This is a genomic window from Nocardia jejuensis NBRC 103114, from assembly GCF_001613145.1.
In the GTDB taxonomy this organism is placed as follows: domain Bacteria; phylum Actinomycetota; class Actinomycetes; order Mycobacteriales; family Mycobacteriaceae; genus Nocardia; species Nocardia jejuensis.
On the sequence record NZ_BDBU01000032.1, the window covers coordinates 59998 to 79602 of the forward strand.

At 68.2% G+C, this 19605-nt stretch carries 20 protein-coding genes; 15 read left to right on the forward strand and 5 right to left on the reverse strand.

Annotation, left to right across the window (positions count from 1 at the left end; all coding sequences use genetic code 11):
* Window positions 1–10 precede the first annotated feature (10 nt).
* The 4 genes from NJ1_RS25135 to NJ1_RS25150 all read left to right on the forward strand — a co-directional run bounded on the left by NJ1_RS25135 (window position 11) and on the right by NJ1_RS25150 (window position 2988).
* The gene (locus NJ1_RS25135; protein ID WP_067698616.1) at window positions 11–958 is read left to right on the forward strand and encodes a bifunctional MaoC family dehydratase N-terminal/OB-fold nucleic acid binding domain-containing protein; all 948 of its coding nucleotides are present in this window, start codon (window positions 11–13) and stop codon (window positions 956–958) included.
* On the forward strand, window positions 955–1374 hold the full coding sequence (locus NJ1_RS25140) for a MaoC family dehydratase (protein WP_067698618.1): 420 nt from the start codon (window positions 955–957) through the stop codon (window positions 1372–1374). Before NJ1_RS25135 ends, NJ1_RS25140 begins: the two co-directional genes overlap by 4 nt.
* Window positions 1371–2543 carry a lipid-transfer protein gene (locus NJ1_RS25145; protein ID WP_067698620.1) on the forward strand — a complete coding sequence of 391 codons (1173 nt, stop codon included), beginning with the start codon at window positions 1371–1373 and terminating at the stop codon, window positions 2541–2543. Before NJ1_RS25140 ends, NJ1_RS25145 begins: the two co-directional genes overlap by 4 nt.
* Before the next feature lie 133 nt (window positions 2544–2676).
* The gene (locus tag NJ1_RS25150; protein ID WP_067698622.1) at window positions 2677–2988 is read left to right on the forward strand and encodes a hypothetical protein; all 312 of its coding nucleotides are present in this window, start codon (window positions 2677–2679) and stop codon (window positions 2986–2988) included.
* On the opposite strand, the gene NJ1_RS40665 is transcribed toward NJ1_RS25150, so the two are convergent.
* On the reverse strand, window positions 2972–3679 hold the full coding sequence (locus NJ1_RS40665) for a TetR/AcrR family transcriptional regulator (protein WP_067698624.1): 708 nt from the start codon (window positions 3677–3679) through the stop codon (window positions 2972–2974). The two genes, NJ1_RS25150 and NJ1_RS40665, sit on opposite strands and share 17 nt — an antisense overlap.
* A gap of 80 nt (window positions 3680–3759) precedes the next feature.
* Between NJ1_RS40665 and zapE the strand changes: the two genes are divergently transcribed.
* The 9 genes from zapE to NJ1_RS25200 all read left to right on the forward strand — a co-directional run bounded on the left by zapE (window position 3760) and on the right by NJ1_RS25200 (window position 12949).
* Entirely contained in the window at window positions 3760–4728 is a 969-nt protein-coding gene (gene zapE, locus NJ1_RS25160) for a cell division protein ZapE (protein WP_067698625.1), read from the forward strand.
* Between the two features lie 226 nt (window positions 4729–4954).
* On the forward strand, window positions 4955–6109 hold the full coding sequence (locus NJ1_RS25165; RefSeq protein WP_218025262.1) for a glycosyltransferase family 4 protein: 1155 nt from the start codon (window positions 4955–4957) through the stop codon (window positions 6107–6109).
* Entirely contained in the window at window positions 6109–7584 is a 1476-nt protein-coding gene (locus NJ1_RS25170) for a UDP-glucose dehydrogenase family protein (protein WP_067698629.1), read from the forward strand. Before NJ1_RS25165 ends, NJ1_RS25170 begins: the two co-directional genes overlap by 1 nt.
* A 509-nt stretch (window positions 7585–8093) precedes the next feature.
* Complete coding sequence (locus NJ1_RS25175) at window positions 8094–9017, forward strand: DUF4129 domain-containing protein (RefSeq protein WP_245717576.1); 924 nt, start codon at window positions 8094–8096, stop codon at window positions 9015–9017.
* Between the two features lie 52 nt (window positions 9018–9069).
* On the forward strand, window positions 9070–9573 hold the full coding sequence (locus NJ1_RS25180; RefSeq protein ID WP_067698631.1) for a hypothetical protein: 504 nt from the start codon (window positions 9070–9072) through the stop codon (window positions 9571–9573).
* A gap of 41 nt (window positions 9574–9614) precedes the next feature.
* A complete protein-coding gene (locus NJ1_RS25185; RefSeq protein WP_067698633.1) occupies window positions 9615–10577 on the forward strand; it encodes an AAA family ATPase in 963 nt (320 codons plus the stop codon).
* Window positions 10574–11848, forward strand: a complete 1275-nt coding sequence (locus NJ1_RS25190) for a DUF58 domain-containing protein (RefSeq protein ID WP_067698635.1) — start codon at window positions 10574–10576, stop codon at window positions 11846–11848. Before NJ1_RS25185 ends, NJ1_RS25190 begins: the two co-directional genes overlap by 4 nt.
* Complete coding sequence (locus tag NJ1_RS25195) at window positions 11845–12309, forward strand: hypothetical protein (protein WP_067698637.1); 465 nt, start codon at window positions 11845–11847, stop codon at window positions 12307–12309. Before NJ1_RS25190 ends, NJ1_RS25195 begins: the two co-directional genes overlap by 4 nt.
* Before the next feature lie 94 nt (window positions 12310–12403).
* Window positions 12404–12949: an RNA 2'-phosphotransferase gene (locus NJ1_RS25200; RefSeq protein WP_067698639.1), complete on the forward strand. Its 546-nt coding sequence runs from the start codon at window positions 12404–12406 to the stop codon at window positions 12947–12949.
* A gap of 67 nt (window positions 12950–13016) precedes the next feature.
* On the opposite strand, the gene NJ1_RS25205 is transcribed toward NJ1_RS25200, so the two are convergent.
* Window positions 13017–13364 carry a hypothetical protein gene (locus NJ1_RS25205; protein WP_067698641.1) on the reverse strand — a complete coding sequence of 116 codons (348 nt, stop codon included), beginning with the start codon at window positions 13362–13364 and terminating at the stop codon, window positions 13017–13019.
* A gap of 176 nt (window positions 13365–13540) precedes the next feature.
* Here NJ1_RS25205 and NJ1_RS25210 point away from each other — a divergent pair, with 176 nt between their 5' ends.
* Window positions 13541–14575: an AraC family transcriptional regulator gene (locus tag NJ1_RS25210; protein ID WP_157574192.1), complete on the forward strand. Its 1035-nt coding sequence runs from the start codon at window positions 13541–13543 to the stop codon at window positions 14573–14575.
* Between the two features lie 114 nt (window positions 14576–14689).
* Here the strand turns inward: NJ1_RS25210 and dmpG are convergent, their stop codons facing one another.
* The 3 genes from dmpG to NJ1_RS25225 are packed head-to-tail and all read right to left on the reverse strand — an operon-like array spanning window position 14690 to window position 17477.
* Window positions 14690–15736: a 4-hydroxy-2-oxovalerate aldolase gene (gene dmpG / locus NJ1_RS25215; RefSeq protein WP_067698645.1), complete on the reverse strand. Its 1047-nt coding sequence runs from the start codon at window positions 15734–15736 to the stop codon at window positions 14690–14692.
* A 12-nt stretch (window positions 15737–15748) separates the two neighbouring features.
* Window positions 15749–16657, reverse strand: coding sequence for an acetaldehyde dehydrogenase (acetylating) (locus NJ1_RS25220; RefSeq protein WP_067698647.1), 909 nt, complete (start codon window positions 16655–16657; stop codon window positions 15749–15751).
* A gap of 34 nt (window positions 16658–16691) precedes the next feature.
* Window positions 16692–17477, reverse strand: coding sequence for a 2-keto-4-pentenoate hydratase (locus tag NJ1_RS25225; protein ID WP_067698829.1), 786 nt, complete (start codon window positions 17475–17477; stop codon window positions 16692–16694).
* A gap of 143 nt (window positions 17478–17620) precedes the next feature.
* Between NJ1_RS25225 and kstD the strand changes: the two genes are divergently transcribed.
* On the forward strand, window positions 17621–19339 hold the full coding sequence (gene kstD / locus NJ1_RS25230; protein WP_067698649.1) for a 3-oxosteroid 1-dehydrogenase: 1719 nt from the start codon (window positions 17621–17623) through the stop codon (window positions 19337–19339).
* Window positions 19340–19605: the final 266 nt, after the last annotated feature.

Sequence of the window (19605 nt, forward strand, 5' to 3'; positions counted from 1 at the left end):
GAGTCACCCTGTGACGCAGAGCTTTACGGCCGACGAGATCCGCGCGGCCGGTGAGAAGATCAAGGACGCCGGTCAGTGCGACCCGCGTCTGGCGCGGGACCCGGTCAACCAGCCCATGATCAACAACTGGGTGGAGGGGATCGGGGACGCCAACCCGATCTACGTCGACGAGGCGGCCGCCCGCGCCGCCGGACATCCCGGGATCGTCGCACCGCCCGCCATGGCGCAGGTGTGGACCATGCTGGGGCTCAACGGCGCCCGCGCGGCGGACGATCCGATGACGGTCACCAACGAGCTGCTGGACGCGGCCGGTTTCACCTCGGTCATCGCCACCAATTGCGAGCAGACCTACCACCGCTATCTGCGGATCGGTGAGCAGGTGACGGTGCGCTCGAGCCTGGACTCGCTGGTCGGTCCGAAGCGGACCGGACTCGGTGAGGGGTGGTTCGCCACCTATCGCACCAGCTGGTACGTCGAGGACGAGCTCGTCACCGAAATGCTCTTCCGCATACTGAAGTTCGCGCCGGGGACGGGGGCGCCCAAGCCGGACCCGGCCGAGGACCTCAGCAAGCGGGTGCGTCCGGTGGTCTCCCAGGACACCGAATTCTTCTGGGCCGGAACAAAAGCCGGTGAACTGCGGGTGCAGCGCAAGCCCGACGGCACGCTGGCGCATCCGCCGGTGCCCGCCATCTGGCAGGACAAGTCCAAGGAGACCGACTACGTCGTGGCCTCCGGCCGCGGCACCGTCTTCAGCTTCGTCGTGCACCACGCGCCCAAGGTGCCGGGCCGGGCGCTGCCGTTCGTGGTCGCCCTGGTGGAGCTCGAGGAGGGCGTCCGCATGCTCGGTGAGCTGCGCGGCATCGATCCCGCCGCGGTGGAGATCGGGCAGGCGGTCGAGGTCGGTTTCGAAGCCCTCGACGAGGACAACACCGTGCCGTACTGGAAGGCAGTTCTGTGACCGCATTCGTCGAACCCGCCTCGATCCAGGTCGGAACCGTGCTGCCGGAGTTGGTGATCGAGGCCGATCCGACCTTCGTGATCAGCTCCGCGCTGGCCACCCGCGATTTCCAGGACGTGCACCACGATCCGGACAAGGCCGTGCAGCGCGGATCGAAGACCATCTTCGTCAACATCCTCACCGACACCGGTCTGGTGCAGCGCTTCGTCACCGATTGGGCGGGTCCCCGCGCCATCGTGAAGTCGATCTCGCTGCGTCTGGGCGTCCCGCTGTACGCGGGGGACACCCTGACGCTGTCCGGCACGGTGACCGCCGTCGCGGGCGACGATATCGCCATCGACGTGGTCGGCAAGGACAGTCTCGGCGACCACATCACGGCGAAAGCCGTTATCTCCCTGCAGGAGGCACCGCAGTGACCGGCTTGAGCCGTAAGGCCGCAATCGTCGGCATCGGCGCGACGGATTTCTCCAAGGACTCCGGGCGCAGCGAACTGCGCCTGGCCGCCGAGGCGGTCACCGCCGCACTCGCGGACGCGGGCCTGACTCCGGCGGACGTGGACGGTCTGACCACCTTCACGATGGACACCAACACCCAGTCCGCCGTGGCCCGGGCCGCCGGTATCCCGAGTCTGAAGTTCTTCTCCAACATCCCCTTCGGTGGTGGCGCGGCCGCCGCGACCGTGCAGCAGGCCGCGATGGCGGTGGCCACCGGTGTCGCGGATGTCGTTGTGGCGTACCGGGCTTTCAACGAGCGCTCCGGGCACCGCTTCGGCCAGTTCTCCACGCAGCTGGCGGGCAACGCGACTTCCTCCGGTGTGGACAACGCGTTCTCCTACACCCACGGCCTCGGCACCCCGGCCGCCCAGGTGGCCATGGTCGCGCGCCGCTACATGCACGTATACGGCGCGCGCAGTGAGGATTTCGGCCGGATCGCGGTCGCCGATCGCAAGCACGCCGCGGTCAATCCCGCCGCGCACTTCTACGGCAAGCCGATCACCTTGCAGGAGCATCAGGCGTCCCGCTTCATCGCCGAGCCCCTGCACCTGCTGGACTGCTGTCAGGAAACGGACGGCGGCGTCGCGATCGTCGTGACCAGCGCCGAGCGGGCCAGGGATCTCCCCAACAAGCCGGCCGTGATCGCCGGTGCCGCACAGGGTTCCGGCGCCGACCAGTACGTGATGACCAGTTACTACCGCGACGCCATGACCGGTCTCCCGGAAATGGGCCTGGTGGGCGACCAGCTCTGGTCACAGTCGGGCCTGCGCCCCGAGGACATGCAGGCCGCCATCCTCTACGACCACTTCACCCCGTTCGTCCTCATGCAGCTCGAGGAACTGGGCTTCTGTGGACGCGGCGAGGCCAAGGACTTCATCAAGGACGGCGCCATCGAACTGGGCGGGCGCCTGCCCTTGAACACCCACGGCGGCCAACTCGGCGAGGCCTACATCCACGGCATGAACGGCATCGCCGAAGGAGTCCGCCAGATCCGCGGCACCTCGGTGAACCAGGTCCAAGCCCTGGAGAACATCGTCGTCACCGCCGGCACCGGCGTCCCCACCTCCGGCCTGGTCCTCACCACCAACTGAACCCGGCCACCGGACAACAACAGTCGCCCAGCGCAATTCACCCCGGACCGCGAGCATCTGCTCGCGGTCCGGGGTTTTTCATCGGTGCTGCGGCGTAGATTGGGGACTTCGGGCCACGGGGAAGAGGTTCAGGATGACCACTGTGCGGGAACAGGTCGAGAAAGCCGTGGCATTGGGGGCCGACGCTGTGTACAGCGCGCCCTACGAGACCGCGGACGGCACGACGATCGTGACGGCGTACAGCGCCGGAGGGTGGTTCGGGGGGCCTCGGGTGATCGGGGTGTTCGCGGTGAAGGACGGGCAGGTTCGGTACGAGGCCGCCATCGATGGGTCGCGGATCGCGACCATCGGCGTGCTGACGGGGTTGGTGGCGGCGGCGCTCTCGACGCTGGCGGTGCTGCGGCGGCCGCCGTGGCCGGACCTGAGGATCACACAGAACCTGTGAGGTGAACGGCCAGGACCCTCGCCAGCTGGTCGACGCTGGCGGGTGTGCCGGGGGTGAGTGCTGTTCTGGCGCCCGCGAATCGGTCGAAGATCAGGCCTTCTATGACGGCGATGAAGTCGGCCGCCCGGGTCTCGGGATCGGTGGATCCGAGCGAGCGGAACAGGCTGGTCGCGTGCCGGTGTGAGAACAGGCAGCCGGTGAGCCGTTCGTGCAGGGTTGGGTCGCCGAGCAGGTCGATGATGAGGGCGTGGCGGGTGATCAGATGGGTACGGCGGTGTGCCAGTAGTTGATCGAGCCAGGTCGCGATGTTCCGGGCCGGGATGTCCGCATCTGTCCGGGCGGGCGGATCGTGGGGGACGGCCGATTCGACGAGCGCGGCCGGTTCCCCGGGCGGGTCCGGTTCACCCAGGATGGCTGGGTCGTTGGGATCGGCCGGTTCGCCGGGGCCGCCCGGGGGCGGGCGCAGGGTGTTCGCCGCGGCGAAATCGATGCGTGAGCGCAGCGCGATCCGCTCGACGACGGCCTCGATCAGCCTGCGCTTGGTGCGGAAGTAGTAGGAGGTCGAGCCCGGGGGCAGGTCGAGTGCCGTATCCAGGGCGCGGTGGGTCAGAGCCCGGAGTCCCTGTGCCGCAATGAGATCGATGGCGCAATCCACGATCAGTGTGCGGCGTTCGGGTGTGGAAGTGATCACTGTGGGCCCTCCGCGGTCGCTCGATCCTCTACAACTATAGAGGAGGCTCTACGGATGTAGAGACGGGCAGGGAGGCCGCCATGGATACCCCGGAGATCGTTCTGGACCGCGATCAGCTGATCGCCGCCGACCGCCTCGACGCCGTCGCGGCCCGCGTCGGCAGGCGGTTCCGCCGTCCCCGCGGGCTGTACCTGTACGGCGGGCCGGGACGCGGCAAGACCATGCTGATGGACCGGTTCTTCGCCTCGGTGCGCACCGAGCGCAAGCGGCGCTTGCACTTTCACGGCTTCTTCGCCCAACTGAACGCGGCCATCCACGAATACGGTTCGGTCGACGCCGCGTCCGACGCGCTGCTCGGTGACGCCGATCTGATCTGCTTCGACGAATTCCACGTGCACGATACCGGCGACGCCCGGCTCGTCGCCCGGCTGCTGGAGCGGCTCTTCGACCGGCGCATCACCCTCGTGGTGACCTCGAACTACCCACCGGAACAGCTCCTGCCCAACCCGATCGCGCATCCGATGTTCGAGCCGACCATCGAGCGGATCCTCGAGCACCTCGACGTGCTGTCGGTCAACGGCCCACAGGATTACCGCCGCCTCGGTGGCCGGCGCACGGGGTTCGCGGCCGGGCACTATGTGATCGGCCCGTGCGCGGTGATCGGCCCGTGTGGAACCGCAGGCGCTGCCGAGGTGCCGATCGCGCATCGGCTCCTGCATGCCCGCCGGGCCGAGAGCGGCACGCTGACGGTCGATTTCGCGCAGCTGTGCGGTATCCCTGTGTCTGCGGCCGATTTCCTGGAGCTGGCCCGCCGGTATCAGCGCTGGACCCTCTGCGAGGTGCCCGCGATGGACGCCGTGCCCCCGGAGTGGGTGATGCGGTTCGTGAACCTGGTGGATGTGCTCTACGACGCCGATCTCGAGCTCTCGATCCACGCTCGGGTCCCGCTGGAACGGCTGAGCGCGGAGGTCGAGCGGGTTCCCGACCTCTATCGCACCGTCAGCCGCCTCGGTGAACTCGCTGTTCAGGAGGCTGCGGTCCGGGTGTAGTCGCCCGTACCGGTCGCCCGCGCGTCGGGAGGGCAACGCACCGGTGAACGCGCCGACTCGATCGACAGGCACGGTTCACGTGCCGTCAACGCGGAGGGGGTCTGGCGTTGCGGGCGGCTTCCTACCGTGCTTGCAGGAGGCAGCACCGAACCGGAGGGGACCGATGCGAATCCGCGAGCAGGCAAGGGGTTCCGAGCCACGGAATCCGAGTATCCCGGGCGGCCGGCTGCGAGTGCTGGTTGTCGCCGAGTCCTTCCTTCCCCAGGTCAACGGCGTCACCAATTCGGTTCGGCGAGTGCTGGATCATCTCGCGGCCAAGGGCCACGAAGCAGTGCTGGTCGCGCCCACCGGGCCGGCCGAGTACGCCGGGTTCCGCGTGCACGTGGTGCGCGGGGCCCGGCTGCCGTTCTATCGGGACTTCCGGATCGGCCTGGAGACCCGCCGTCGATTGCGCCGAGTCATCAGGGAATTCGAGCCGGATGTCGTACACATCGCGTCGCCGGCCACGCTCGGCTATCAGGCGGCCAGGGTGGCGAAGGAACTCGATGTTCCGACCGTCGCCATTTACCAGACCGATCTGGTGGGTTTCGCCGAGCGCTACGACCTTCCGGGTGGCGTCCGGACCATGGCCGCCCTCACCCGGCGGATCCACCTGCAGGTGAATCGCACTCTCGCGCCCTCGAGCGCCAGTCTGCGTCAGCTCGAACTGCTGGGGATTCCCAACCTCTCCCGGTGGCCGCGCGGCGTCGATCTGGAGCAGTTCGGCCCGTTCCGGCGGTCCGAGGAATTGCGAAAGCGCCTGGCCCCCAACGGCGAAGCCCTGGTCGGCTACATCGGCCGCCTCGCCCCCGAGAAGGAGCTCGAACTGCTGGCGCACCTGCGCCCGCTGCCGGGCGTGCGCCTGGTCATCGTCGGCGGTGGCCCGGAGGAGAAGCGGCTGCGCAAATTGCTGCCCGGCGCGGCCTTCCTCGGCGTGCTGCACGGCGAGGAACTCGGCGCGGCGTACGCCTCCCTCGACGTCTTCGTGCACACCGGCAGACACGAAACCTATTGCCAGGCAGCGCAGGAGGCACTGGCCTCCGGTGTCCCGGTGGTCGCGCCCCGCTCGGGCGGCCCGATCGACGTGGTCGAACCGGGCGCCGGATTCCTCTACCCGCCCGGTGACGCCACCGCCATGACCGAGCTGGTCCAGCGGCTGGTGCAGGACCGGGACCTGCACGCGCGCACCGCGTCCGCCGCCTGCCGCAGTGTCCGGAACCGCTCCTGGTCCGCCGTCAACGATCTGCTCGTCCGCCACTATCGCGAAGTGATCGCGGAGGCGCTGATGCCCGACTCGGCTCAGACCGACCTCTGCGGCCCGCTCTCCAAGGAGGCCTCCTGATGCTCCGCATCTCCGTCATCGGCACCGGCTATCTGGGCGCCACGCATGCCGCGGGCATGGCCGAACTCGGCTTCGAGGTGCTCGGCGTGGACAACAATCCGGCCAAGGCGGACGCGCTGTCCGCGGGCCGGGTGCCGTTCCACGAGCCGGGTCTGCCCGAATTGCTCTCCGGGCACGTCGCGTCCGGCCGTCTGCGCTTCGGCACCTCGCTGCTCGCCGCCGCGCGTTTCGCGGATGTCCACTTCCTCTGTGTGGGAACGCCTCCCGGACCGAACGGCGCGGCCGATCTCTCCCAGCTGTACGCCGCCCTGGACGGTCTGGTCCCGAACCTGACCCGCAATTGCCTGATCGTGGGCAAGTCAACGGTTCCGGTGGGCACCGCCGAGGCCCTCACCGCGCATATCGCCGAACTAGTGCCTCCGGGCATCTCGGTGGATCTGGCCTGGAACCCGGAGTTCCTGCGCGAGGGCCACGCGGTGTTCGACACCCTGCACCCGAACCGCCTGGTCTTCGGCGTCACGACGCCGGACGCGGAATGGGCGCTGCGCCAGGTCTATGCGACTCCGATCGCGGCGGGCTCCCCGGTCGTGATCACCAATCTCCCGACGGCCGAGCTGATCAAGGTCTCGGCCAATGCCTTTCTGGCCACGAAGATCTCGTTCATCAACGCGATGGCCGAGCTGTGTGAGATCGCGGGGGCCGATGTGACCCTGCTGGCCGACGCGCTCGGTCACGACGATCGCATCGGCCGCAAGTTCCTCGGCGCGGGGCTGGGTTACGGCGGCGGCTGCCTGCCCAAGGACGTGCGCGCTCTGATCGCCCGCGCCACCGAACTGGGCGCGGGTGAAGCGGTCGATTTCCTGCGTGACGTCGACGCCGTGAACGTGCGCCGCCGCGAACGCGTGGTGCGCGACACCCTGGAACTGCTGCGCGACCGAGGAATCGAAGACAGTTGCCGCGTAGGCATTCTCGGCGCGGCCTTCAAGCCGCTGTCGGACGACGTCCGTGATTCCCCGGCCCTGGACGTCGCCACCAGCCTGCATGCCGCCGGTGTCGAGGTGACCGTATTCGACCCCGCCGCAACGAGTACCGCGCGTGCCGTCGCGCCCCAGCTGGTCTACGCCGCCACCGCCGCTGCCGCCCTGCACCAGGCCGACGTGGTCCTGCATCTCACCGAGTGGAGCGAATTCCGGGACCTGGACCCGGTTTTCCTGCGCACGGTCGCGCGCGGGGGAGTGATCATCGACGCTCGCAACACCCTCGATCCGGAGCCCTGGCTGGCCGCGGGCTGGGACTTCCGCTCCCTCGGCCGACTCGTCGAGCACCGCTCGGCGCCGGTCCGGGTCGAGCCGCTGCCGGCGCCCGCCCACTCCCAGCCGTCCCGGCACCAGCCTCGCGTTCTCCCCGATCCGTCACGCGCACTGTCCGATTCGCCCCTGAACCGGCTGCGCGCCAGAGTGCGCCGCATCGCGTAGAAGTCCGCACACTCCGCGAGGACCCGGTCGCATCGCGCATCGAGCTTCCTCGCACACAGGGATTCGACGATGCGCCCGCGCCCGTCCAAGGTGCGGAGCCGGGCCGTAGGCAGGCGGCGAGTTCCGCTCACTGCCAGTCGATCTCGGCTCACCGACCGAATCGGCGACCGGGTTCGCGTGAATCTCCACGCCCGCCGCCCTGACCGGATGTGCCAGTGGGCCTCGCCCGCGTCACCATGGCAAACCCTTGTCACCCCCGCCTGACAGTCGCCGATTTGCCGGGGTGGTGAATGAACGACCCACTCGGGCGGAAGCCATCGTGCGACCGGTATCCCCGTGCTTGCTGGGCAGATAGCCGACATACCTCTCGAACCGTCCGGTCCTATTTAGGTCGGATTTGCATGTAACCCGTGTTCGCCGTTTCCCTCCAGAGAAACCGCTTGGCATGTAACTATGTGCCTGATTTTGCAGGACTCCGGTTAGGGGGTGTGGTGACTGGAGCGGGGTCGGTGGCAACGCGCGCGATCGGACTGATCGCGCTGCTGGCGCTTGCCGTGGTCGCCCTGCGCGGATACCTGCCGGGCACCGGCGGACCCGATGCCCCGCATGCTTCCTCGGCGGTCACCATCGCCCTGATGCCGGTGCTGCTGCTGGTTTCGATCGTCATCCTGGCAGCCGGAGTGATCAACAGTCAGCACCGGTTGCCACTGGCCATGCCGGAACCCGATCACGATCGGGACCGTCCGACCGTGCGGCTGAACCGGGTCGCGCTACTGGCCCTGATCGGGGCGGCGGCCGTCGCGCTGCTGCTCACCGCGGCGGTGTCGGTCTACCTGGTCGGACCCGGCCGGGACGACTCCTCCGAGACGGCGCCGACCCAGTCTCCGGGCGCGACCGCGGACGCTCCCGTGCAAACCCTTTCGCCGCCGCCGGAATCCATCTCCTCGCCGCCGCTCACCGGAACCGCGCTGCTGCTGGTCGGCATCGGCGCGGCGGCTCTGGTTGGGGTGGCCATGGCGGGGCTGGTCGTGGTCGCGGTGAGTTCGTCCCGGCGTCCGGCCCGGCAACCCGGCACCGCCGTTCCGGTCACTCCCGTCGAGGCGGTCTCGCTGGCGAAGGTCGCGGAGATGGGTCTGGCGGCCATGATCGCGCCGGGCCAGGATCCCCGCACGGCCATCATCGCCTGCTACGTGGCCATGGAGTACGGCCTGACCCAGGCGCGGGAGGTGGCGCCGCTGATCTCCGACACCCCCTCGGAGGTGTTGGCGCGCGCCTTCGATCGCGGATTCCTGCACGACGCGTCCGCGCGCGAGCTGGTCGCGCTGTTCGAGGAGGCCCGTTTCAGCCCGCACTCCATGCTGGAGTGGCAGCGGATGCGGGCCGAGCAGTTGCTGCGTATCGTGTTGGCTGATCTGCAGCGGCAGGCCGCATGAAACTTGTTGTGGCAGTGACGCCTGCCGTTCGGGACGGAACGGGGGGTCCCTCATGAACCGCATCGCGATCGTCGTCGGCGCGGTGGCGCTGGTCGGCCTGTTCGAGGTGCTGACCCTGAGCGATCAACGCGAGTCGCTGCTGCCGATCGCCGCGATCCCGGTGGCCGGAGCACTCTGGTTGCTGGTCTGGTCGCTGGTGCAACGCTCACGGCGGCCCGCCCCGGCCGGGCCCGAGGAACACGAAATCGACAACGGTCCAGCCGAAATGCTGCAACGCTGGCAGGCCAGGGCGCAGATGCTCGCGGACCGCGCCGACGGCTCCCGGGCAGACTGGGACCGGCACCTGCGGCCCCTGCTGGCCAAGGAGTTCGAGCTGACCAGCGGCCACCGCTCGGCCAAGAACCGGCGCGCCACCGAGGCCGCCGGCCTGCTGCAGTTCGGACCGGACCTGTGGCGCTGGGTGGATCCGGCCAATTCCGCCCCGCGCGATCAGGTCAATCGCGCGCCCGGGCCCGCGGCGCTGGACGAGATCCTGCGCCGCCTGCAGAACATGTGAACCGATTTAGCGAGAGCTGTGCCGAAATTGCTTGGAGTGAGATGACATCCCCGATGGACGTGACGGTCAAGCGCACCGATGCCGTGCTGCGCGAAATCTCCCGGGTCGTGGTCGGCAAGCGGGACGAACTGCAGCTGATCATGATCGCGGTGCTCGCCGGCGGACACATCCTGATCGAGGATCTTCCCGGACTGGGCAAGACCCTCATCGCGCGCTCGTTCGCGACGGCGCTGGGCCTGGACTTCACCCGCGTGCAGTTCACCCCGGACCTGTTGCCCGCCGACCTGATCGGCTCGACCATCTACGACATGCATTCGGGCCGCTTCAGTTTCCGCCGCGGCCCGGTGTTCACGAACATGCTGCTCGCCGACGAGATCAACCGCACTCCGCCCAAGACCCAGGCGGCGCTGCTGGAGGCGATGGGCGAGGGACAGGTCTCCATCGACGGTGAAACCTTCCCGCTGCCCGACCCTTTCATCGTCATAGCCACCGACAACCCGATCGAATACGAGGGCACCTATCCGTTGCCCGAGGCGCAGCTGGACCGCTTCGCCATGCAACTGCGGCTCGGCTACCTGTCCGAGGCCGACGAGATGAGCATGATCCGCCGCCGCCTCGAGCGCGGCTCGCAACCGGCTCAGATCGGCCAGGTGGTGGATGCCCTGGGCCTGATCGAGATGCGTCAGAGCGTCGAATTCGTGACCGTGCACCCCGATGTGGTCGGCTACGTGGTCTCGCTCGCCGCCGCCACCCGCGGCCATCCACAGGTGGAGGTGGGCGCCAGCCCGCGCGCGGAACTCGACCTGGTGCAGATGGCGCGCGCCCGCGCCCTGCTCAGCGGCCGCGACTACGTGGTGCCCGAAGACGTGAAGGCGCTGGCCGTCACGGCCATGGCGCACCGCATCACCCTGCGTCCCGAGATGTGGGTGCGCCGCATCCGCGGTGAGGACGTGATCTCCGAACTACTGCGCCGCCTGCCGGTGCCGCGCGCGACACCCGCATGAGGCATCGCGACACCAGTACCTCGACCGAGGCCGAATTGCGGTGGCGGCCCGCGCCTCTGGTGTTCATGCTGGCCGCGGTGTCGGGCCCGGCGCTGGTGCTGGCGATCGTGTTCGGGCAGTGGCAGCCGCTGGTCTTCGCCGCGCCCATGCTCGGTGTGCTCGCCAGTGCGCCGCTGCAGCAGTCCCGCACCCGCATCCAGGTGGACGGCGCGGGGGTGCAGCGCTGCTTCGAGACCGAGGAGGTGGTGCTGACCGCCGCCGCCTTCGTGGAGAGCGGGCACGCGCTGCTGCGACTGCACCCGGAATCCATCGGCGGCATGGAGTTGCGCGTGGAGGAGTCGGTCGACTCGGGCGCGGCCCCGGCCGGTCTGCGGCTGGCGCTGTCCGCGCCACGCTGGGGCCGCTATCTGGTGCCGATGCGGGTCACCGCGCTGAGTCCGGCCGGCCTGTCGGTGGCCTCGGTGCAACTGCCCGCCGGTGAGGTCTACGTGTATCCCATCGCGGACCCGCAGCGAATGCGACTGCCGCGCACCGAACTTCCCGAACGCATGGGCACGCACCTGACCCGGCGGCACGGCCCCGGCGTCGAATACGCCGATATTCGCGCCTACACCCCCGGTGATCAGCTGCGCACCGTCAACTGGCCGGTGAGCGCGCAGCGCGGGCAGCTGTTCGTCACCGAGCGCTTCACCCACCGCGCGGCCGATGTGGTCGTCCTGGTGGACACCTCGATGCAGGCTCCCGGCCCCGCCTCGGACTCGCTGGAGCTGTCCGTGCGCGGCGCGGCCCAGGTGGCCCAGTCCGCGCTGCAGGCGGGGGACCGCACCGCCGTGGTCTGTCTCGGCCGCGAGCCGCGCTGGCTGCGACCCGACATCGGCCGCCGCCAGTTCTATCGGATCGTGGACAGCGTGCTCGGTGTCGGCGATGAGCACATCGCGACCTCCGGCACGCTCGCTCCGCACGCCGCGGTGCCGATCGGAGCGATCGTGGTGGCCTTCTCGACCCTGCTCGACACGCAGTTCGCGTTGTCGCTCATCGATCTTCGCAAGCGCGGGCACGTGGTCGTGGTGGTGGACGTGCTGCGCGGCCCGCCCTTCCACGGCGGCCTGGATTCCACCCTGGCCCGCATGTGGCAGCTGGAGCGCACCTCGATGTATCGCGATATGGGCACCGTCGGGGTGGACATCGTCTCCTGGCCCGAGGGCACCCGGCTCGATCAGGTCATGCGCCTGATCCCCGAACACCGTCGCACCGTGCGGGTGCGCCGATGACCAGATTCCTCGCCGTCCTGTCCGGCCTGCTGCTCACGCTCGCGGTGGGTCTGGTGGAGCCCTTCGCGGCGGCCCCGGTGCTGGCGCTGGTCATCGCGGGCTGGCGCTGGCGGGTGGCCGCGGTCGGCGCGGCGCTGGTCGCGCTCGGGGTGCTCACCTTCGCCGACACCGGTGCGTTGATCGCGGGCGCAACGGGTTTGGTGGCCACCACCTACCTGTTGAACACCGCCACGGTGCGTGCGCCGGTCGGCGTGGTTCCCACGACCATCCCGTCGGTGACCGGCGCCATCGTGTTCACGGTGGCGGCCGGTGCGGCTACCCTGCTGCCGACCGGTGTCGCGTGGCTGCCGATCGCCGCGCCTGTCGCGGTGATCCTGTTGTACGCCTTGCTCGTTCGAGGTCTGAGCACCGACCCTCGCGCCCGCGAGCCTGTCGCGGCGGAACCCGCGGCCTCGGACTGAGCGGCGGTCGACCAGGACTGAGCGGCGGTCGCCGATTCCCCGTGCCCACGAAAAGCACTATCGGTGTCGCCGTCCGACCTGCTTCACTTTTCGCATGAACGATGCACAGCTGATCACAACCTCGAAGCGGCTGTCGTATCACCTGCGGCACGCGCCGGAGAAGATCGGTCTCGAACCCGACGCGGCCGGTTGGGTGGAGGTCGCCGCGTTGCTGGCGGGGCTGGGCGGCGCCGGGCGGGCGGTCAGCCGGGCCGAGCTGGACGAAGTGGTGGCACGAAACGACAAGCGCCGCTTCGAGTTCGACGAGTCGGGAACCCGCATCCGGGCGAGCCAGGGGCATTCCATCGACGTGGAGCTCGACTATCCGCGCAGCACACCGCCGGATCTGCTGTTCCACGGGACGGTCGCCGCGGCGCTGCCGAGCATTCGGATCGAGGGCCTGAAACCCATGCGCCGCCACGATGTTCATCTCTCGGCGCTGCACGATACGGCGGTGAGGGTCGGGTCCAGACGCGGCAAACCCGTGGTGCTGACGGTGGATTCGGCCGCCATGCAGCGCGACGGCTACGAATTCAGGGTCAGCACCAACGGGGTGTGGTTGGTTGCCGGGGTCCCGCCGGACTATCTGTCCGGGCTCTGAGCGCTTCCGGGCAGGGAGCGCCGCGTGCGAGCGTGGAGCGGGTGCCCGATCCAGGTGGGCGCCGGACCTACTGGAGCGCGGGTGGCATGTGGGTCGGCTTGATCCGCCCGGCATCGATGAGGACTCGGAACGCGGCGGCCTTGCGTCCGCATTCGGCCACCACGCACCGGCGGTGCTGCTGCATGGTCCGGTGCGCTTCCTGCACGCCCAGTGGTTCATCGGGCGCGACGTGGGACCATGCGGAGGGGGCGAGGCTCAGAACGGTGGATGCGGTGTGCTCGTTGCTGATTCGCTCGCGGATCCGGTCCACCGAAAGTCTGTCCGGATCGCGATGGGGGTGGTGCAGGCTCAGAACCGTGACGGTCATGAGAGCCAGCATTACAAGGGTGGCCGTGAACACCTGCCAGGCGGCCATTGGTTCACCTTCTCCATGTCTATCGGGTGTAAGTTCGCTAGATATTCACTGTAAGTCTCGCGACGCTACTTCTTCCAGCGCGAGATGGGTCAGGAACAAGCGATTTTCGGCCTATTTCAGCAACTTACCTGCTGGTTCCGAGGTTTCGTACGCCGAAAGTTTGCGACCATTCAGTGGTGACCGACGGTCAGGCACAACTGCGCTCCATCACCAGTGCGGCACTGCTGGTCGAATTCGCCGCCGGACGCGGCCTCGAGACCCCTGCGCTCTTGCGCGACACCGGCATTCGGGACAGAGATCTGCTCGATTCGGCGGCCGAGATCACCCTCGGCCAAGAATTGGCCCTGATGCGCAATGTCGTGGCCGGAGTGGGGGACGAACCCGGAATGGGCCTGATGGCCGGGTTGCTCTGTCATCCACCGAGTCTCGGCGTGCTCGGGTTCGCGCTGATGAGCTGCCCGACCGTGCGCGACGCGGTGGATCTGGCCCTGCGCTACGCCGATCTGTCGTTCACCGTGGCGCGGCACCACCTGGTGATGACCGAGACGGAAGTGTCCATCGTGCGGGATGATTCGGGTATTCCACCGGAATTGCGCAGGTTCGCCGTGGAGCGCGACGTGGCCGCCATCTGGTCCATCCAGCAGGACGTCATGCCGATGCGCCCGCCCATCATCCGGGTCGCGGTCGCCTTCCCACCGCATCCGGTCTACGAGATGTTCGGTGCGATGCTGGGGGTCGAGGAGGTCGTGTTCGACGCCGCGTGCTCGGTGGTGACCGGCCCGTCGGGTCTGCAGTATCTGCAACTCCCGCAGGCGAACGCGGCCACGGCGCGCTTCTACGAGCAGCAGTGCGCCGATCTCGTGCAGCGGCGCAGGAGCAGGCAGGGGATCAGCGGTCAGGTGCGGCAGCTGCTCATCTCCCGCGGCGGCATCACCGATCAGGCCGGGATCGCGGCCGAGCTCGATGTCAGCGTCCGCACCCTGCGCCGCCGGCTCGCGGATGAGGGCACCACGTTCCGCGAACTCACCACCGAGACCGTCGGATTGCTCGCAGAGGAACTGCTGGTGGCCGGAATGACGGTGGAACAGGCCGCAATTCGACTCGGCTACAGCAGCGTGTCGGCCTTCACGTCGGCGTTTCGCGCCTGGAAGGGACAGGCACCCGGACAATTCGCCCGCGAGAACCGTGGCCGGGTGTCCTCGAAGATCTGATACCGGCCGCGCCCGGACCGACGAGTCTCGTGAAAGCAAATGGGCCGCGACCGGTTTCCCGGTCGCGGCCCATTCACTCGAAGGGCTCTACCCGTGCGCGCACAGCACGGTGAATCAGGCGTTCGCCTTCTCCCGCTGCAGTTCCAGCGCGATATCGATGAGCTGGTCCTCCTGGCCGCCGACCAGCTTGCGCTTGCCCGCGCGCACCAGCATCTCCGCGGCGGAGACGCCGTAGCGCTCGGCCTGACGCTCGGCATGGCGCAGGAACGAGGAGTAGACGCCCGCGTAACCCATCATCAGGGCCTGGCGGTCCAGCAGGCATTCGGACGGCATGGCCGGTCGCACAACGTCTTCCGCGGCATCGGTGACGGCGAAGAAGTCCACGCCCGTCTTGATGCCCAGCTTGTCGCAGACGCCGATGAAGGCCTCGACCGGCAGGTTGCCCGCGCCCGCGCCGAAGCGCCGCGCCGAACCGTCGATCTGGGTGGCGCCCGCGCGCACCGCGTACACGGAGTTGGCCACGGCCAGGCCCAGGTTCTCGTGGCCGTGGAAACCGACCTGCGCGTCGCTGCCCAGTTCGGCGACCAGAGCGGACACCCGATCCGAGACCTGCTCCAGCACAAGCGCGCCGGCCGAGTCGACCACGTAGACGCACTGGCAGCCCGCGTCGGCCATGATGCGGGCCTGCTTGGCCAGCAGCTCCGGCGTGGTGCTGTGCGCCATCATCAGGAAGCCGACGGTCTCGAGGCCCAGATCCCGCGCGTAGCCGAAGTGCTGGATGGACACATCGGCCTCGGTGCAGTGCGTGGCGATGCGGCAGATGGACGCGCCGTTGTCCTGCGAGATCTTGATGTCCTCCTTGATGCCCACGCCCGGCAGCATCAGGAAGGCGATCTTGGCCTGCTTGGCGGTCTCGGCCGCGGCCTTGATCAGTTCCTGCTCAGGGGTTTTGGAGAACCCGTAGTTGAACGAGGAGCCGGCCAGGCCGTCGCCGTGGGTCACCTCGATCACCGGCACGCCGGAGTTGTCCAGGGCGGCGACGATATCGCGCACCTCGGTGACGGTGAACTGGTGACGCTTGTGATGCGAGCCGTCACGCAGCGAGGTGTCGGTGACACGCACATCGAGTTCGCCCGAGAAGGGCGTCAGCACATTGTTCATGGTCGAATCTCCTTACACCCGAGCCGAGATGATCTGATCGGCGATCACGTCACCCACGCGGGTGGCCGCGGCGGTCATGATGTCCAAGTTGCCGGCGTACGGCGGCAGGAAGTCGCCCGCACCCTCGACCTCGACGAAGATCGACACCTTCGCCAGGCCGCCGGACACCAGCGACGGGTCGTCGAACTGCGGTTCGTTCAGCAGCCGGTAGCCGGGCACGTACTCCTGGATCGCCTTCTCCATCTCGTGGATCGAGGCCGTGATCGCGTCACGGTCGGCATCCTCGGGGATCGCGCAGAAGATGGTGTCGCGCATGATCATCGGCGGCTCGGCCGGATTCAGAATGATGATGGCCTTGCCGCGCTGCGCACCGCCGATCGTCTCCACGCCCGCGGAGGTGGTCTTGGTGAATTCGTCGATATTGGCGCGGGTTCCGGGTCCGGCCGAGACCGACGACACCGACGCCACGATCTCGGCGTACGCCACCGGAACGACCCGCGACACTGCGGCTACCATCGGGATGGTCGCCTGACCACCACAGGTGATCATGTTGACGTTCGGTGCGTCCCGCAGCGAATCGAGGTTCACCGGCGGGATCACGGCCGGGCCGACGGCAGCGGGGGTGAGGTCAACGGCGCGGATTCCCGCCGCCTCGTACTTGGGTGCGTACGCGCGGTGCACGTACGCCGAGGTGGCCTCGAACAGCAGATCGGGCTTCTCATCCAGTGCCAGAAGCCAATCCGCGCCTTCGGCGGAGGTCTCCAGGCCCAGTCCGCGCGCCCGCTTGAGGCCCTCGGAATCGGGATCGATGCCGATCATCCAGCGCGGCTCGATCTTCTCCGAACGCAGCAGCTTGTACAGCAGATCGGTGCTGATATTGCCGGACCCGACGATCGCGGCGGTGACTTTGCTTGCAGTCACGGCTTTCTCCTACTCGGTGAACTCGGTATCAGCGTCAGCTGAAACGCAGGCGGACGGAGCCGAGTCCGGTGAACTCGGCGGTGAAGTCGTCGCCCGGGCGGGCGTCGATGGCGCGGGTGCAGGAACCGGGCAGCACGATGTCGCCCTTCTTCAGGCGCACGCCGAACTGGGCGACCTTGCGCGCCAGCCACGCCACGCCGATGGTCGGATCGCCGAGCACCGCATCGCTGCGGCCCTCCGCGACGACCTCGCCGTTACGCGTCAGCACCGCGTCGATCTTCTTGATATCCAGCTCGTTCGGGGCGACCCGTTCGGGGCCGAGCACCCAGCCCGCCGAGGAAGCGTTGTCGGCGATGGTGTCGCACAGACCGATCTTCCAGTCCTTGATGCGGGTGTCGATGAGCTCGATGGCCGGCGCGTAGGCGACGGTCGCGGCGAGCACATCCTCCTCGGTGCAGTCCTCGCCGGGCAGATCCGCGCCCAGGACGAAGCCGACCTCGACCTCGACCCGCGGGTACAGGAATGCCGAGGTGTCCACCGGGACGTTCTCGAACACCTCCATCTCGCCGAGCAGGTGCCCGTAGTCGGGTTCGTCGACGCCCATCATCTGCTGCATGGCCTTCGAGGACAGGCCCACCTTGTGCCCGATGATGCGGGATCCGGCCGCGACCCGCCGCCGGATATTGATCAGCTGGATCTCGTAGGCATCGACCACATCGATGCCCGGATGCCGTGCGACCAGCGGGTCGAGCGGAACGCGGTCCCGCTCTGCGAGGGCGAGCTCTTCCGCCAGTTCAGTCCGAAGCGCGTCGGTCAGCACGCTGATTCCTTCCATTGCGGGGGGACGGCCGGTGGCCAGTCGGTTACGAGCCTAGAAACTGAAACGAGTTTTTGTGAAGAAGATCGCTTCAGCAGTCCCATCTGCCAGACCAACATAGACCAAACCAGGATTGATTCTATAACGTGTTCTACATGACTGATCGGGATTACGACGTGGTGGTGGTCGGCAGCGGTGCCGCCGGTATGACCGCCGCTCTCACCGCCGCCCACAACGGGCTGAAAGTGGTGCTCATCGAGAAGGCCGCGCACTTCGGCGGCTCGACCGCACGCTCCGGCGGTGGCGTCTGGATTCCCGGAAACAAGGCGCTGAAGGCGTCCGGGCGGCCCGACGACCGCGAAGAGGCTCGCACCTACCTGCACAGCATCATCGGCGATGTCGGTGTGCCCAAGGAGAAGATCGACACCTACATCGACCGGGGCGCGGAGGCATTCGACTTCGTGCTGGACCACTCGCCGCTGAAGATGAAGTGGGTTCCGGGTTACTCCGACTACTACCCCGAAGCACCGGGCGGCAAGGCGGACGGCCGCTCGTGCGAGCCCAAGCCGTTCAACACCAAGAAGCTCGGCGCGGAGCGTGCCCATCTGGAGCCGCCGTACAGCAAGGCCCCGCTCGACGTGGTCATCCTGCAGGCCGACTACAAGAAGCTGAACCTGTTGCGCCGCCACCCGATCGGGTTCGTCACCGTGCTGCGCGTCGGCTCGCGCTGGGCGTGGGGCAAGGTCACCGGCAAGAAGCTGGTCGGCATGGGCCAGGCCATCATCGCCGGTATGCGCACGGGTCTGCTGGACGCGAATGTGCCTGTGCTGCTGAACACTCCGCTCAGCGGGCTGGTGATCGAGAACGGTGTGGTCACCGGCGTCGAGGCCGAGCAGAACGGCGAGACGGTCCGGTTCAACGCCAAATACGGCGTGGTGCTGGCCGCGGGCGGTTTCGAGCACAACGCCGACATGCGGCACAAATACCAGCGTGAGCCCATCACCACCGAGTGGACGACGGGCGCCGCCGCCAACACCGGCGACGCCATTCGAGCGGGCATCGACGCGGGCGCGGCCATCGACTTCATGGAAGACGCGTGGTGGGGTCCGACGACGCTCAAGGGCGAGGGCAAGCCGTGGTTCGCCCTGGCCGAGCGCAACCTGCCCGGCTGCATCATCGTCAACCAGGACGGCAAGCGATTCGGTAATGAGTCCGCTCCTTACGTCGAGGCTGTGCACACCATGTACGGCGGCGAATACGGGCAGGGTGAAGGCCCCGGCGAGAACGTGCCGTCCTGGCTGGTTTTCGACCAGCGCTACCGGAGTCGCTACATCTTCGCTGGTCTGCAGCCCGGACAGCGTTTTCCGTCCCGCTGGATGGAAAACGACAACATCGTCGTGGCTCCGACCCTGGCCGAACTCGCCGAGAAGCTGGGCGTCCCCGCGGACACCCTGGCGAGCACCGTCGAGCGGTTCAACGGCTTCGCCGAGACCGGCAAGGACGAGGACTTCAACCGCGGCGACAGCGCCTACGACCGCTACTACGGCGATCCGACCATCAAGCCGAATCCGTGCTTGAACAAGCTCGAGGTCGGGCCGTTCTACGGCGTGCGCATGGTGCCGGGCGACCTCGGCACCAAGGGCGGTCTGGTCACCGACGTCAACGGCCGCGTCCAGCGCGAGGACGGCACCGTGATCGAGGGTCTGTACGCGGCGGGCAACACCTCCTCGCCGGTCATGGGCCATACCTACGCCGGACCCGGCGCGACCATCGGACCCGCGATCACCTGGGGTTACCTGTCCGTTCTCGACATCGTGGCGCGGGCGAGGAACGGCGCGCCCGTCGTCGCCGACAGCAAGTCCTGAACGCTGAGCCTCATCCAACGCAGAGCCTCATCCAACGCTGAGCCTCATCCAACGCAGAGCCCTGTTCAACGCAGAGCCCTATCCAACGCAGAGACCTCCTGAACCGTCCCAACCCGGTTCAGGACGGGCCGATCGCGAGTCCGAGTCACGTCGGACCCGCGGTCGGCCCACCCCGCCCGGCCGCGCCGATCCCGGAACCCCCTGCCCGGGGTCGGCGTGGGCGGGTACGACAAGCGGTACCGCGACACCGCACGGCAATCGCGACA